Source organism: Pantoea sp. PNA 03-3 (assembly GCF_003201175.1).
Classification (GTDB): domain Bacteria; phylum Pseudomonadota; class Gammaproteobacteria; order Enterobacterales; family Enterobacteriaceae; genus Pantoea; species Pantoea stewartii.
On sequence record NZ_QICO01000003.1, the window covers coordinates 641,200 to 655,428 of the forward strand.

The window sequence follows — 14,229 nt, forward strand, 5'->3', positions numbered from 1 at the left end:
ATGAAAATCAAAGCTTTCGCGTTATTGACTACGGCACTGCTTACCTTTGGCGTTAATGCAGCGGATGCACCTAAAGAACTGAATCTGGGCATTTTGGGCGGTCAGAACGCCACCCAGCAGATTGGTGATAACCAGTGTGTGAAATCCTTCTTTGATAAAGAACTGCACGTGGATACCAAAATCCGCAACTCGTCCGACTATTCCGGCGTAATTCAGGGCCTGCTGGGTGGCAAAGTGGATCTGGTGCTGAGCATGTCGCCGTCGTCTTACGCCTCGGTGTATATTCAGGACCCGAAAGCCGTCGATTTAGTCGGCATTGTCGTGGATGACAAAGATCAGTCTCGCGGTTATCACTCTGTCGTGATTGTGAAAGCTGACAGTCCTTACAAAAAGCTGGAAGATCTGAAAGGCAAATCGTTTGGGATGGCCGATCCGGATTCCACGTCAGGCTTCCTGGTACCCAATCAGGCCTTTAAAAAGCTGTTTGGCGGCAACATCGACAACAAATACAACAATTTCTTTTCCAGCGTAACCTTCTCCGGTGGTCATGAGCAGGACATCCTGGGCGTACTGAATAATCAGTTCGACGGCGCCGTCACCTGGACCTCCATGGTGGGGGATTACAATAAGGGCTACACCTCCGGTGCGTTTGGCCGCCTGATCCGTATGGATCATCCTGACCTGATGAAACAGATCCGCATCATCTGGCAGTCACCGTTAATTCCTAACGGGCCTATTCTCGTGAGCAATAAACTGCCCGCCGATTTCAAAGCGAAAGTGATTGCTGCCATCAAAAAACTGGATAAAGACGACCACGCCTGTTTCACCAAAGCCGTAGGCGGCCAGCAGCACATTGGCAAAACCTCTGTGGCTGACTTCCAGAACATCATCGACATGAAGCGCGAGCTGATGAAAGGCGCGCGCGGCTAACGGTACAGCCGTTGGCGTTGAGCCAGCGAGCCGCCCGCCGGGGTGCGGGCGGCCCGTTATCACAGACAGATTTCCCTTTCTCTGCTGACTTTGCCACACATCAATCTGAGAACACCGCCGTGACCGACTTCGAACGCTATTATCAACGCATCCGCCGCCAACAGAAGCGTGACTCGCTCGTCTGGTCACTGGTGCTGGTGGGGCTTTACCTGGCGGCGGCGAATATGGCCGAGTTCAATCTCGTGACCATCTGGCAATCCTTACCGCACTTTTTTGATTACCTGCACGAAATCATGCCCGTACTGCATCTGCCGGTGTTATTTGCGGATGGCAAGACAGAAGGTTCGCTGGCTTACTGGGGCTATCGTCTGAATATCCAACTGCCGTTGATATGGGAAACATTGCAGCTGGCGCTGGCTTCCACGCTGATTGCGGTGGTGATAGCGGGCGTGCTGGCCTTCTTTGCGGCCGATAACACACAAACGCCAGCCAGTCTGCGCATGGCGATTCGCGCTTTTGTCGCCTTTCTACGCACCATGCCGGAACTGGCCTGGGCGGTAATGTTTGTGATGGCATTTGGCATCGGAGCGATTCCCGGCTTTCTGGCGCTGGCGCTGCACACCATTGGCAGCCTGACCAAACTGTTTTATGAAGCCATTGAGTCCGCCTCGGATAAACCGGTGCGCGGGCTGGCGGCCTGCGGTGCCAGCAAACTGCAACGGATGCGCTATGCCTTCTGGCCGCAGGTGAAGCCGGTTTTTCTGTCATACAGCTTTATGCGCCTGGAAGTTAATTTCCGTTCGTCGACCATCCTGGGGCTGGTGGGGGCGGGCGGCATTGGTCAGGAGCTAATGACCAATATTAAACTGGATCGCTTTGATCAGGTCAGCATGACGCTGCTGCTGATTTTGATTGTGGTCTCGCTACTGGACACCGTTTCTGGCCGCCTGCGCCGTCGCGTTGTGGAGGAATAACTATGGTTACGCTTGCGCCCGATATCAGCGCGATGAAGCAGCAGCATCCCGCGCTGTTTGCTGCACAAAACCGCTATCTGCGTCGCCTTGCCATGCTGGCCCTGGCGCTGGTGCTCTATTATGTCTTTTTCTTTATGGTGTTTGGCATCGAATGGAACCGCCTGCTCACAGGATGCCAGCAACTGGGCCGCTATTTTCTGCGCATGTTTGTCTGGCAGGACTTCGTGAACTGGCCGTTTGGCTACTATTTCTCTCAGGTCGGCATTACGCTGGCGATTGTGTTTGCCGGCACGCTGACCGCCACGCTGCTGGCGCTGCCGCTCTCGTTTCTGGCGGCGCGTAATGTGATGCATGACAAGGTTGCCCGTCCCATTGCGTTTGTTGTGCGTCGCCTGTTCGATATGCTGCGCGGCATTGATATGGCGATCTGGGGCCTGATTTTTGTTCGCGCGGTCGGCATGGGGCCGCTGGCCGGGGTGCTGGCGATTATCCTGCAGGATATTGGTCTGTTAGGTAAGCTCTATTCCGAAGGCCACGAAGCGGTTGAGCGTTCACCCAGTCGCGGCCTGGGCGCGCTGGGCGCCAACAGTCTGCAGAAGCACCGGTTTGGTATTTTCACCCAGTCCTTCCCACAGTTTCTGGCACTGAGCCTGTATCAGATCGAGTCCAATACCCGCTCAGCGGCGGTGCTTGGCTTTGTCGGCGCGGGCGGTGTCGGCCTGGTGTACGCAGAGAACATGCGCCTGTGGAACTGGGATGTGGTGATGTTCCTGACGATTATCCTGGTTGTCGTGGTCATGGTGATGGATGCCATCTCCAGCCGCCTGCGTAAACGCTATATCATCGGGAAGCCGGTGCCGTTGTGGCAGCCTGGCGGGCACGATTAAGCCGTGCGCTGCGCTGCCAGGCGCGCTGAAGCGCCTGCACCAGCTGCGCTGCCTGCCAGGGTTTCGCCAGTCGTTCACACAACGGCAACGTGACGGGCTGGTGACGCAGATCCTGGCCGCTGATGAGCAATGTAGCCAACTGCGGCCACTTTTGCTGTGCCTGACGAATCACCTCCGCACCGTTAATCTCACCCGGCAGCATCAAATCGCTGATCAGCAAATCGATATCCGGCGTCTGGTGCAGCAGCGCCAGCGCCGCTTCGCCCGTGTCACACTCCAGCGTCAGGTAACCCAGTTGGTGCAGATGTTCACACAGGGTTTGCCGCACAGCCGGTTCATCATCCAGCACCAGAACTAACCGGTCCTGCGCGGCATCCGGCTGCGCCGGGTGCGAGGCGACGAATCGGACCGCCGGGACATCGGGCGCGCGGGGCAGCAACAGCCGTACGGTGGTGCCCTGGCCCGGCGCGGTTTCCAGCTCTACCTGTCCGCCCGACTGACGAACAAAACCGTAGACCATCGACAGGCCCAGGCCGCTACCGGTACCGGTTGTTTTGGTGGTAAAGAAGGGTTCAAACACCTGCGCACGCACCTCTTCTGACATGCCGCAACCGTGATCGATGACCTCAATGGTGACCCGGTCTCGCTTTTCACCGCGCTCAGTGCGGCGCTGGTTCCAGATACGCAGACGGATTTCGCCGCTTTGTCCGGCCATCGCATCTCTGGCATTCACCACCAGATTCATGACCGCATTCTCTAACTGACTGGCATCAATCCAGGCAGGCCAGCCGGGCCGTTGGGCATCAATAATCAGGTGTTGACCGGGCAACAGCGAATGTTGCAGCAGCCCCTGCAGGTTTTCCACTAACGACACGACCGACACCGCATGCGGATTCAGGGTTTGCTTACGCGAAAAGGCCAGCAGTCGCTGGGTCAGCAGGGCTGCCCGATCCGCCGCCTGGCGGGCGCGTTCTATCCGGCTCGCAAGAGGGCCGGGCGGCAGTTGCCCCTCGGTTAACGCCAGGCTGCCGATAATGACGGCCAGCAGATTATTGAAATCATGCGCGATGCCGCCGGTCAGCTGACCTACCGCTTTCATTTTCTGACTGTGTACCAGCGCTTCTTCCAGCACTTTCCGTGAGGTGCGTTCCAGCACCGTATTCACGCTACCGCGCCGGGGGACCGGGCTGAAGCGCAGTTCTACGGTGCGGCCATCGGCCAGCCTGACTTCCTGTGGTTCCGCCAGATCGTGCAGGTGTATATCAAGCTGCGCCAGCAGATGCTGGTAGTGCAGTCCCCGCTGCAAATCCCGCGGTGCGATGCCCAGAAGCTGCGGATACTGATCGTTCCACACCACCAATTCGCCGCTGTTATCAAACAGGGCAAAGCCATCACGCATTGCCAGAAAGGTGGATTCGAGTTGGGTACTTTTCTCTTTTAGCAGACGCGACGTATGGGCCAGCGAGGCGGTATTACGGGCAAACACATTGAAGGCGCGCGCCAGCTCGCCCAGTTCATCCCGTCGCTGAAGGCCCGGCACGCTGACATTGTGTTCCCCCTGGGCCAGCCGGGTCATTGCGGCGGCAATGGCGGTCAGGCTGGACCCCAGGTTGCGATAGATGTAGTACCCGGTATAGACGGTGATGGCGAGTGCCAACAGGGCAGAAAGCAGGATAAAGCCACTGACCGAATCCCGTTGTCGGTGAGTGGCAATGTTACGCTGATCACTTTGCCGGGCTACCTGCTGAACGTACGCGGTAATGTCATCATTCAGCGCGGCTACGAGCGCCTTGATACGGTAGGTGGCATAGGCGATGGACAGATCGCTCTGTTCCAGCGCTGCCGCCAACGGGATCAGGCTGCGTTGGGTTTCCAGTAACTGCTGCACGTTGTCACCCAACGCCCCCGATGCGACCACGTTGCGCCATTGCGTCATCACCTGCTGCAACTGATCAATGACCGCGGTCGAGGAGGGCGTACGAATCGCAATATCCAGTAGCCTGCCGGTCTGCTGGCGCAACGCGAAATCGGGTGCGCCGGTTCCGTTGCGGTGTGCCAGGTCATTAATGCGTTCCAGCAGCAGCTGTGACTGCCATAACCCGCTGAGCACAAGATTGCGCTGCAAATGACGTTCATGGCCCTTACGCAGCAACAGACTCACAGACTGCTCAAGCATCAGACTGCGTGCACGCAGTCGGGCCACGCGTTCAGGCTCGCGTGCAGCCAGCGGCGTACTGGCCAGCAGGGCGAGTGAATGTTGCAGGGCCTGCTGATTCTGCTGCAGTCGTCGCGATTCGCTCTGATATTCCAGCGCGCCCACGACCTGAGATAACCGCACGGCGGTGATGGCGACATTCGCGGTATTGCGCGCCAGCGCCAGGCTGCCGTTCATATCGGCCAGCGTCTGAGCCTGAGCCTGTTCCTGAAGGCTTCCGGCATGGCGAAAGCTGGTAATGGCCACCACGCTCACCATCAGGGTGACGCACACAACTAATAAATGCGACAGCAACAGGCGACCGCGCGCCCCGACCTGCCACGGCAAACTGCGTTGCATCAATACGCTCTCCGGCCATGCGACGATAGGGCGAGTATAAAAGTGAGTGCGAAGCGGAATATGACAAATATGAATGGCCGCTGACATTATCCATTTATCTTCTCCTGCTTAACTCGCGGCTATCCATAATCAGCAGGAGCGGGGCGATGACAGCTAAGCCGATACTTGAAATGCGTCAGATCACCCAGCGTTTTGGCCACTTCTACGCACTGAAAGGCGTTGACCTGACCGTTTATCCTGGCGAGGTGCATGCGCTGATGGGGGAAAATGGCGCGGGCAAAAGCACCCTGATGAAGATTCTGGCGGGGGCCTATACGGCCACCAGCGGCGAGGTGTTGATCAACGGCGAGCCGTATCCGCTTAAAGGACCGAAAGCGGCATTAGCGGCCGGGATTACGCTGATCTATCAGGAAATCAACCTTGCTCCGAATCTCACCGTGGCAGAAAACATCTTTCTGGGAAGCGAAATCACCCGTGCTGGCATGGTCAGGCGTCACCAGATGGCCCGTGAAGCGCAGCAGGTTATTAACCACTTAGGCGCGCAGTTCAGCGCAACGGACAAAGTCAGCAGGCTGAGCATTGCCGAGCAGCAACAGGTGGAGATTGCGCGCGCCCTGCATCGCAACAGCCGTATTCTGGTGATGGATGAGCCCACCGCCGCCTTATCCAGCCGCGAAACTGAACAACTCTTTGCCCTGATCAAACGGCTGCGCAGCCAGGGAATGGCGATTATCTACATCAGTCATCGCATGGCGGAAGTGTATGAGCTGTCGGATCGCGTCAGCGTACTGCGCGACGGGCAGTACGTCGGCAGTCTGACGCGCGACAACCTTAACGCCAGCGAACTGGTGCGCATGATGGTGGGACGCCCACTCAGCGATCTGTTCAATAAAGACCGCACCATTCCTCGCGGCGAGGTGCGTCTGGCTCTGCACAACCTGTCCGATGGCGGCAAGGTACAGCCCTGTAGCCTTAACGTGCGGGCAGGCGAAATTGTTGGCCTGGCCGGCCTGGTTGGTGCGGGACGCAGCGAACTGGCCCAGCTGATTTTTGGCGTGCACCGGCTTCAGCAGGGTGAAATCTGGGTGGACGGCCAGAAGGTAGAGATTCACTCCCCAAGAGAAGCGATTGCGCACGGCATTGGCTTTCTGACCGAGAACCGCAAAGAGCAGGGATTATTCCTTGAAATGGCTGCACAGGAAAACATCGTGATGGCCACGCTGGAACGGGATGCGCAGTACGGCATGCTGAACCGCCGTCAAGCCAGAAAGATCGCCAGCGAGGCGATTGCCGCGCTCAATATCCGGGTTCCCCACGCGCTGGTGCGGGCAGGAGGCCTGTCCGGTGGCAACCAACAGAAGCTGCTGATTTCCCGCTGGATTGCCATTGGTCCGCGCATTCTCATCCTGGATGAGCCGACGCGCGGCGTGGACGTCGGGGCCAAAAGCGAGATTTACCGCATGATGCAGGATATGGCGCGGCAGGGCGTGGCCATTCTGATGATCTCCAGTGAATTACCGGAAGTGGTCGGCATGAGTGACCGGGTTTATGTGATGCATGAAGGCACTATCGCAGGGGAACTGGCAGGTAACGAGATTAGTCAGGAAAACATCATGACGCTGGCAACCGGTGCGTATAGCGCATCACCGCTTGAAGTATGAGGATAAAACCATGACACAAACGGCACGGATTCATCCACCCACGGTCAGACGAGCCCTGATGGGCGACATCATGCAGACCGTCGGCATTTTACCCATTTTGATTTTAATCGTGGCGGTCTTCGGCGTTGTCACACCCAATTTCTTTACCGAAGCCAATTTACTGAATATTACGCGCCAGGCGTCCATCAACATTGTACTGGCCGCAGGCATGACGTTTGTCATTCTTACCGGCGGTATCGATTTATCTGTCGGCTCAATGCTGGGCACGACGGCGGTGGTGGCGTTGCTCACTTCGCTGGATCCGATGCTGGCCTCGCTCACGATTCCGATGGCGCTGGGAGCCGGGCTGGCGATGGGTCTGTTTAACGGCATTCTGGTGGCCTGGGCCGGGCTTCCGCCGTTTATCGTGACGCTGGGCACCTATACCGCACTGCGCGGAGCCGCCTATCTGCTGGCGAACGGCACCACGGTCATCAACGCCGATATCAATTTCGAGTGGATAGGCAATGGCTATCTGGGGCCGGTACCGTGGCTGATTGTTATTGCGTTCGCGGTGATTGCGCTTTGCTGGTTCATCCTGCGCCGCACCACGCTGGGCGTTCACATCTACGCCGTAGGCGGCAATATCCAGGCAGCCCGTCTGACCGGGATCAAAGTCGGGCTGGTGCTGCTGTTCGTTTACGGGATGAGCGGCTTGCTGTCCGGCCTGGGCGGACTGATGAGCGCTTCACGTCTCTACAGCGCCAACGGCAATCTGGGCATGGGTTACGAGCTGGATGCCATTGCGGCGGTCATTCTGGGTGGCACCAGTTTTGTGGGGGGAATCGGCACCATTACCGGCACGCTGATTGGCGCACTGATTATTGCCACGCTGAACAACGGCATGACATTGATGGGCGTTTCTTATTTCTGGCAGCTGGTGATTAAAGGGGCCGTGATCATCATCGCCGTGCTGATCGACAAATATCGCACGCGTCATCATGTGGGCTGATGTCCCCTATGCAGAGAGTACACAACGCGCCATTCAGCAGTTGGCCGATAAATAACAGCAGGAGAAGATCTATGCGTTTTAATCCGATTGTAACCGGGTTGCTGGCGGCAACGCTGCTCAGCGCCGGTATGGCTCAGGCAAAAGAACTGAAATCGATTGGCGTGACGGTGGGCGATCTGGCTAACCCGTTCTTCGTGCAAATCACCAAGGGCGCAGAGATGAAGGCGCGCCAGCTGGCTGGCGATAACGTCAAGGTGACGCTGGTGTCAAGTGGCTACGATCTCGGACAGCAGGTAGGGCAGATAGATAACTTCATCGCCGCTAAAGTCGACATGATTATCCTGAATGCCGCGGACTCAAAAGGGATCGCGCCCGCAGTGAAACGCGCACGGGATGCCGGGATTGTGGTGGTGGCTGTCGACGTCGCCGCCGACGGTGCCAACGCGACGATCACCTCGGATAACACTCAGGCCGGTGAAATGGCCTGTAAATATATCGCTGACCGTCTGAAAGACAAAGGCAACGTCGTCATTATCAACGGGCCGCCGGTCTCGGCGGTGCAAAACCGCGTGGAAGGCTGTATGACGGCGCTGAAACGCCATCCTGACATCAAACTGCTTTCTTCTAATCAGAACGCCAAAGGCAGCCGTGAAGGCGGCCTGGAAGTGATGACCGGCCTGCTGTCGGCCAACCCGAAAATTGATGCCGTGTTCGCGATTAACGATCCAACCGCAATTGGCGCGGATTTAGCGGCGAAACAGGCACAGCGTAACGAGTTCTTTATTGTCGGAGTGGACGGTTCACCGGACGGCGAAGAAGCGCTGAAGCGTAAGAACTCGCTCTTTGCCGCCACGCCCGCTCAGGATCCTCAGGTGATGGCCGCGAAAGCCGTCGAAATTGGTTACGACATCCTGCAGGGAAAACCCGCACCGGATAAACCCGTGCTGATCCCGGTGAAGCTGATCGACCGTAATAATGTCGGCAGCTACAAAGGCTGGACCGTGAAATAAACCAGCAGGCGGCATCGCAGGGTGCCGCCTTAACGGGAGAGCGGAAGATGAAACGCGCCGACGTGAACAAACATTTGCAATATACGCGAGACTTTTTCACCCGTCAGGACGTCCCTCTGCCGTCCTGGGCCGATTACGGTATCCGGCAGTGGCGTCAGCAACAGGAGGACATCACTGAAATCGTTGCCTTACGCCTGGGCTGGGATCTGACCAGTTTTGGTGGCGACGATTTTCTGCAAACCGGCCTGACGTTATTCACACTCCGCAACGGCTCGCCGCACGGAACGCCCTGGCACAAACCTTATGCAGAAAAAGTGATGCACGTGCGTGAAGGGCAGGTAACGCCGATGCATTACCATCCGCGCAAGATGGAAGACATTATTAATCGCGGCGGCGGCAACCTGATTGTCGAGCTGTATAACCGTGAAGGCCATGACAAAGCCGCCACGCCGGTGACGGTTTCCCTGGACGGCATCCGGCAAACCCATGCGGCGGGTTCGCAGATCAGGCTTTCCCCTGGTGAAAGTGTCACGCTCGTCGCGGGCGTCTGGCACAGCTTCTGGGGCGAAAACGGCTTTGGTGACGTGCTGGTGGGGGAAGTCTCCATGCCCAACGATGATGACAACGACAACGTCTTCCTGACGCCGCTGGCGCGTTTCAACGACCTTGACGAGGATGAGGAACCCCAGAGGCTGCTTTGTAACGACTATTCCCGCTGGCTCACCTTGAGGAGTGAATGATGGCTTTGATTTCTCTGGCACAGGGGCTGGCGCATGCCCAGCAACAGGGTTATGCGCTGGGCGCGTTTAATGTCCTGGACAGCCATTTCCTGCGTGCGCTGTTTGATGCGGCAGAGCGACAGCGCTCGCCGTTTATTATCAACATTGCCGAAGTGCATTTTAAGTACGTCACGCTCGATCAGATCACTGAGGCAATCCGTTTTGAAGCCGCGAAGCATACTGTTCCGGTGGTGCTGAATCTGGATCATGGCTTGCACTTTGAGGCGGTGATGCAGGCGATTCGTCTCGGGTTCACCTCGGTGATGTTTGACGGTTCGACCCTGAGCTATGAAGAGAACATTCGCCAGACGCGGGAAGTGGTTCGCGCCGCACATGCCGTCGGCGTTTCCGTTGAGGCAGAGCTGGGCGCAGTCGGGGGTGATGAAGGCGGCGCACTGTTTGGGGAAGCCGACAGCGAGAAATTTACCGATCCGCGACTGGCCGCTGAATTTGTGCGCGAAACCGGCATTGATACGCTGGCGGTCGCCATTGGTAATGCGCACGGCAAATACAAAGGGGAACCCAAACTGGATTTTGACCGGCTGGCGGCGATTCGTCAGCAAACCGGTGTACCGCTGGTGCTGCACGGCGGGTCGGGCATCAGCGACGCGGATTTCCGTCGGGCAATCTCACTCGGTATTCACAAAATTAACTTTTACACCGGCATGTCTCAGGCGGCCCTTGACGCGGTGGAACGCAGCCTGGCCTCGCGCAATACCCGTTATGATGAGTTCGCAGAGTTACTAATGGCGGTGGAAAAGGCGATTTGTGAAACCGTTATGCAGCAGATGAACATTTTCGGCAGCGCAGGCCAGGCGTAAATGACAACGCGAAGCGGCATTCTGGCCGCAGGTGTCATGCTGGTGGATTATGTGCATCGCATCAGCCACTGGCCGGAACAGGGCTGGCTGACCGAAATACAGCACAGCGAAAAGGCCGCAGGTGGCGCGCCGCTCAATGTCCTGCTCACGCTGTCACGCATGCAGTGTGCACTGCCGCTGGCGGCGATTGGCCTGCTCGGCAATGACGCCGATGGCGATTTTCTGCTGGCTATGATGAAAGCGGCGCAGATTGACTACCGGTTAGTGCAGCGCACCGACGACAAGCCTACAGCGATGACCCAGGTGATGACGACCCCGGACGGACAACGGACTTTTTTCTTTTCACCCGGCGCCAACAGTTTACTGGACAGACCGCACTTCGCCGCCGTCGATGACGCACAGCGCATCTTTCATCTGGGGTATTTGCTGCTGCTGGAAACGCTGGATAGCGTGGACAGCGAATTTGGTACCCGCAGCGCCCGGTTGCTGGCACACATGCAGCAGCGGGGCTATTTCACGTCCCTGGATCTGGCTTCCCGCGCGGGCGATTACCGCCCTCAGGTGCTGCCTGCCTTACGCTGGCTGGATTATCTGGTGATTAATGAACTGGAAGCGCAGGCGTTGTCAGGCGTGCTGTTACGTGATGGCCGCGGCACTCAGCCGCCCGCCGCTTTTGCCCGTGCCGCGCAGTGGCTGGCGGAGCAGGGCGTGCGTCAGCGTGTTGTTATCCATGCGCCCGAGGGCGCATGGGGACGTGAAGCGGACGGCGAAGGTGTCTGGCAGCCCGCCTGGCAGCTGGCACCCGACGACATTGTGGGCAGCGTCGGAGCGGGTGATGCATTTTGTGCGGGCGTGTTGTTTGCCAGCCATGAAGGCGAGGATATGGTCTCGACGCTGAAAATGGCCCATACCTGCGCCTGTTTTAATCTGCGTGCCGCCAATGCGACAGACGGCATTCGCCCCTTGCGCGACATGCGTGAATGGATGGCTCAGGCGGTTTGTGTGGAAAGTCCCAGCCCTTCAGGTTTGACCACATCGGCAGAAAAAACATAGCCCAGCCCGCGGATAGTGCGGATCAGGCCGGGCTGATGCGGATTGGCTTCAATTTTACGGCGTAACCGCATGATCAGCACATCGATCGTGCGGTCAAAGACATCCATCGTCTCGCTGTGGGTCAGTTCTAATAACTGATCGCGCGTCAGGACCTTGCGTGCATGCCGTACCATGGCGCGTAACAAAGTATATTCCCCCTGCGTCAGAGGAACCGTTTCGCGTTGAGGATTGAGTAACTGGCAGCGTGCTTCATCAAGCACCCAGCCATTGAAGCGCCAGCCTGACTGCGCGTCATCACTGGTTGCGGCACGTCCGCTGCGTCTGAGGGCGGCGCGTGCGCGGGCCACGACCACGCGGGGATTGAATGGTTTAGCAATATAGTCGTCCGCGCCCATCTCCAGACCCACGACCATCTCCGATTCCGATCCCATGCCGGTCAGCATGATTACGAGGATATCAGGCCGTTGACGCTGCAACTGCTGGAGCACCAGCAATCCATTGGTATCAGGCAACATCATATCCAACATTACCAGCGCGATGTCCGGGTGAGCACTGACCATCGCCAGCGCCTCTTTACCCTGATGACAACGATAAACCCGTAAAGCATGTTCACTGAGCGCGTCCTGCAACAGATCGCAGACCGCAGGATCATCATCCACCACCAGAACTGCTGGCTTCATTGTGTGACCTCAATGTTACTAAAGAGTTAATTTCGAGTTTACACATTCCCCTTTTGCCTGCAGGTTAATGCGGCTGAAACGTGACCAGCGTCGCCTCACAAAGTGTTGAAGCGTGCGTCAGCACCCTTTTTTTGCCTTTTCGGCATCGAAAGGAAAACGTTTGCGCATTTAGGGGGCAATGCACCATAATCGCGCCCTGATTCGGTTCAGAATTCTCTTAAGGCTCGTTTGCGCTTATCCAGGTAATCGATTGCGTGTCGGACTGGCACAGCAATTGCTTAAGCCTTAGCAATTGCTCACATGACAAAGGAAAGCAACCCCGGTTTTTAGCAGGCCTGCAACGGCGCGGGCCAGCCGTCGGCATTACCACAAACAGCATGATAATAACTTTGGCAAGAGAGCACGTACCTGAGTGACGTCTCTATCATCGAGAGATAATGATGTTAGAAAAACTATTTAAATTAAAAGCGCACAACACAACGGTTCGCACCGAAATCATCGCCGGGATCACGACCTTTCTGGCAATGGCTTATATCCTGTTCGTTAACCCCAGTATTTTAGGGGCGACCGGCATGGACAAAGGTGCGGTCTTCGTCGCGACCTGTCTGGCGGCGGCAATTGGTTCTGTGTTGATGGGACTGATTGCCAACTATCCTATCGCCCTGGCACCGGGAATGGGCCTGAATGCCTTCTTCACGTATACCGTTGTGCTGCACATGGGCTACACCTGGCAGATTGCGCTGGGCGCGGTATTCCTGTCTGCGGTTATCTTCTTTGCGTTATCAATCTTTAAAATTCGCGAATGGATTATCAAAAGCATTCCGTTGCCGTTGCGTGCGGGGATTGCCGCCGGTATTGGTCTGTTCCTGGCGATTATCGCGCTGGAAGGGGCGGGAATCGTCGTCGACAATCCGGCCACGCTGGTAGGAATTGGTGATTTGACCAAGCCTGGACCACTGCTGGCGATGTTAGGTTTTATCATCATCGTCGTGCTGGAGGCGCGCCGTGTGACGGGCGCGGTTTTGATTGGCATTCTGATCATTACCTTTATCTCCATGGGAATTGGCCTGACGCCGTTTGGCGGCGTATTTTCTGCCCCGCCGTCCATCGCCCCGACGTTTATGCATCTGGATATCGCGGGTGCGTTTAACGTGGGTCTGATTAGCGTGATTTTTGCGTTCCTGTTTGTCGACGTGTTTGATAACACGGGAACGCTGCTGGGCGTGACCAAACGTGCCGGACTGGCTGACGAAGAGGGCAACGTGCCTAAAATGGGGCGCGCGCTTGTGGCGGACAGTGCGGCGGCGCTGTTTGGTTCTCTGCTGGGAACGTCCACGACCACCAGCTATGTTGAATCGGCTGCAGGCGTCAGCGCCGGTGGCCGTACCGGATTAACGGCTGTGGTGGTGGCGGTGCTGTTTTTACTGGCGCTGTTCTTTTCACCCCTGGCTTCCAGCGTGCCGGTTTACGCCACGGCACCCGCACTGCTCTTTGTGGCTGTGCTGATGACCTCAGGCCTGGCCGAGATCGACTGGAAAGACATTACTACTGCGGCTCCTGTTACGGTGACGGCCCTGACCATGCCATTAACGTATTCCATTGCAAACGGTATCGCTTTCGGCTTTATCACCTGGACCGTGGTGAAACTGCTGAGTGGGCGGACGAAAGAAATTAATGCGGCGCTGATTATTCTTTCCCTGCTGTTTGTCATTAAGCTCGGCTGGTTGAGTGCATAATTAACTTCACCGTTACAGCATATTAAATATGTTGTAACGGTTTTAGCGTTATATTTCGCGTCGATGCATCACCATGCTGATTCAGCTTTTTCAATCGTTGTGCATTCTCTTCCAAAATGAATATGAACTGCCTTTTCTTCACGCCTTTCACCT

The 14,229-nt window shown here is 56.9% G+C and carries 12 protein-coding genes; 10 read left to right on the forward strand and 2 right to left on the reverse strand.

Annotated elements, in window-relative coordinates:
• The 3 genes from phnD to phnE (C7433_RS12710) all read left to right on the forward strand — a co-directional run bounded on the left by phnD (position 1) and on the right by phnE (C7433_RS12710) (position 2,791).
• The gene (phnD, locus tag C7433_RS12700; RefSeq protein WP_006119630.1) at positions 1 to 930 is read left to right on the forward strand and encodes a phosphonate ABC transporter substrate-binding protein; all 930 of its coding nucleotides are present in this window, start codon (positions 1 to 3) and stop codon (positions 928 to 930) included.
• Between the two features lie 119 nt (positions 931 to 1,049).
• On the forward strand, positions 1,050 to 1,904 hold the full coding sequence (gene phnE, locus C7433_RS12705) for a phosphonate ABC transporter, permease protein PhnE (protein WP_033739498.1): 855 nt from the start codon (positions 1,050 to 1,052) through the stop codon (positions 1,902 to 1,904).
• A 2-nt stretch (positions 1,905 to 1,906) separates the two neighbouring features.
• Positions 1,907 to 2,791, forward strand: a complete 885-nt coding sequence (phnE, locus tag C7433_RS12710; protein WP_033739486.1) for a phosphonate ABC transporter, permease protein PhnE — start codon at positions 1,907 to 1,909, stop codon at positions 2,789 to 2,791.
• Here the strand turns inward: phnE (C7433_RS12710) and C7433_RS12715 are convergent.
• Positions 2,745 to 5,345: an ATP-binding protein gene (locus C7433_RS12715; protein ID WP_110268293.1), complete on the reverse strand. Its 2,601-nt coding sequence runs from the start codon at positions 5,343 to 5,345 to the stop codon at positions 2,745 to 2,747. The genes phnE (C7433_RS12710) and C7433_RS12715 overlap by 47 nt on opposite strands.
• A 146-nt stretch (positions 5,346 to 5,491) precedes the next feature.
• Between C7433_RS12715 and C7433_RS12720 the strand changes: the two genes are divergently transcribed.
• The 6 genes from C7433_RS12720 to C7433_RS12745 all read left to right on the forward strand — a co-directional run bounded on the left by C7433_RS12720 (position 5,492) and on the right by C7433_RS12745 (position 11,660).
• Entirely contained in the window at positions 5,492 to 7,006 is a 1,515-nt protein-coding gene (locus tag C7433_RS12720) for a sugar ABC transporter ATP-binding protein (RefSeq protein WP_110268294.1), read from the forward strand.
• Positions 7,007 to 7,016: 10 nt separating this feature from the next.
• The gene (locus C7433_RS12725) at positions 7,017 to 7,997 is read left to right on the forward strand and encodes a ribose ABC transporter permease (protein WP_033739482.1); all 981 of its coding nucleotides are present in this window, start codon (positions 7,017 to 7,019) and stop codon (positions 7,995 to 7,997) included.
• 71 nt (positions 7,998 to 8,068) lie between these two features.
• Entirely contained in the window at positions 8,069 to 9,007 is a 939-nt protein-coding gene (locus tag C7433_RS12730; RefSeq protein WP_054633546.1) for an ABC transporter substrate-binding protein, read from the forward strand.
• Between the two features lie 47 nt (positions 9,008 to 9,054).
• Positions 9,055 to 9,747 carry a D-lyxose/D-mannose family sugar isomerase gene (locus C7433_RS12735; protein WP_110268295.1) on the forward strand — a complete coding sequence of 231 codons (693 nt, stop codon included), beginning with the start codon at positions 9,055 to 9,057 and terminating at the stop codon, positions 9,745 to 9,747.
• Positions 9,747 to 10,607, forward strand: coding sequence for a ketose 1,6-bisphosphate aldolase (locus tag C7433_RS12740; protein WP_033739478.1), 861 nt, complete (start codon positions 9,747 to 9,749; stop codon positions 10,605 to 10,607). Before C7433_RS12735 ends, C7433_RS12740 begins: the two co-directional genes overlap by 1 nt.
• Positions 10,608 to 11,660: a carbohydrate kinase family protein gene (locus C7433_RS12745; protein WP_110268296.1), complete on the forward strand. Its 1,053-nt coding sequence runs from the start codon at positions 10,608 to 10,610 to the stop codon at positions 11,658 to 11,660. It begins immediately after the preceding gene.
• Here C7433_RS12745 and C7433_RS12750 read toward each other — a convergent pair.
• Positions 11,597 to 12,340 (reverse strand): response regulator, encoded by a 744-nt coding sequence (locus tag C7433_RS12750; protein ID WP_033739476.1) that lies wholly within the window; start codon positions 12,338 to 12,340, stop codon positions 11,597 to 11,599. The genes C7433_RS12745 and C7433_RS12750 overlap by 64 nt on opposite strands.
• Before the next feature lie 437 nt (positions 12,341 to 12,777).
• Here C7433_RS12750 and C7433_RS12755 point away from each other — a divergent pair, with 437 nt between their 5' ends.
• Positions 12,778 to 14,076 (forward strand): NCS2 family permease, encoded by a 1,299-nt coding sequence (locus C7433_RS12755; protein ID WP_199227855.1) that lies wholly within the window; start codon positions 12,778 to 12,780, stop codon positions 14,074 to 14,076.
• The last annotated feature ends 153 nt before the right edge of the window (positions 14,077 to 14,229 follow it).

Bases quoted from the DNA above. Each gene is read 5' to 3' on its own strand.
- C7433_RS12730 (WP_054633546.1), top strand. From the start codon at position 8,069: ATGCGTTTTAATCCGATTGTAACCGGGTTGCTGGCGGCAACGCTGCTC.
- phnD (WP_006119630.1), top strand. From the start codon at position 1: ATGAAAATCAAAGCTTTCGCGTTATTGACTACGGCACTGCTTACCTTT.
- C7433_RS12755 (WP_199227855.1), top strand. From the start codon at position 12,778: ATGATGTTAGAAAAACTATTTAAATTAAAAGCGCACAACACAACGGTT.
- C7433_RS12740 (WP_033739478.1), top strand. From the start codon at position 9,747: ATGGCTTTGATTTCTCTGGCACAGGGGCTGGCGCATGCCCAGCAACAG.
- C7433_RS12725 (WP_033739482.1), top strand. From the start codon at position 7,017: ATGACACAAACGGCACGGATTCATCCACCCACGGTCAGACGAGCCCTG.
- C7433_RS12735 (WP_110268295.1), top strand. From the start codon at position 9,055: ATGAAACGCGCCGACGTGAACAAACATTTGCAATATACGCGAGACTTT.
- C7433_RS12745 (WP_110268296.1), top strand. From the start codon at position 10,608: ATGACAACGCGAAGCGGCATTCTGGCCGCAGGTGTCATGCTGGTGGAT.
- C7433_RS12715 (WP_110268293.1), bottom strand. From the start codon at position 5,345: ATGCAACGCAGTTTGCCGTGGCAGGTCGGGGCGCGCGGTCGCCTGTTG.
- phnE (WP_033739486.1), top strand. From the start codon at position 1,907: ATGGTTACGCTTGCGCCCGATATCAGCGCGATGAAGCAGCAGCATCCC.
- C7433_RS12720 (WP_110268294.1), top strand. From the start codon at position 5,492: ATGACAGCTAAGCCGATACTTGAAATGCGTCAGATCACCCAGCGTTTT.
- C7433_RS12750 (WP_033739476.1), bottom strand. From the start codon at position 12,340: ATGAAGCCAGCAGTTCTGGTGGTGGATGATGATCCTGCGGTCTGCGAT.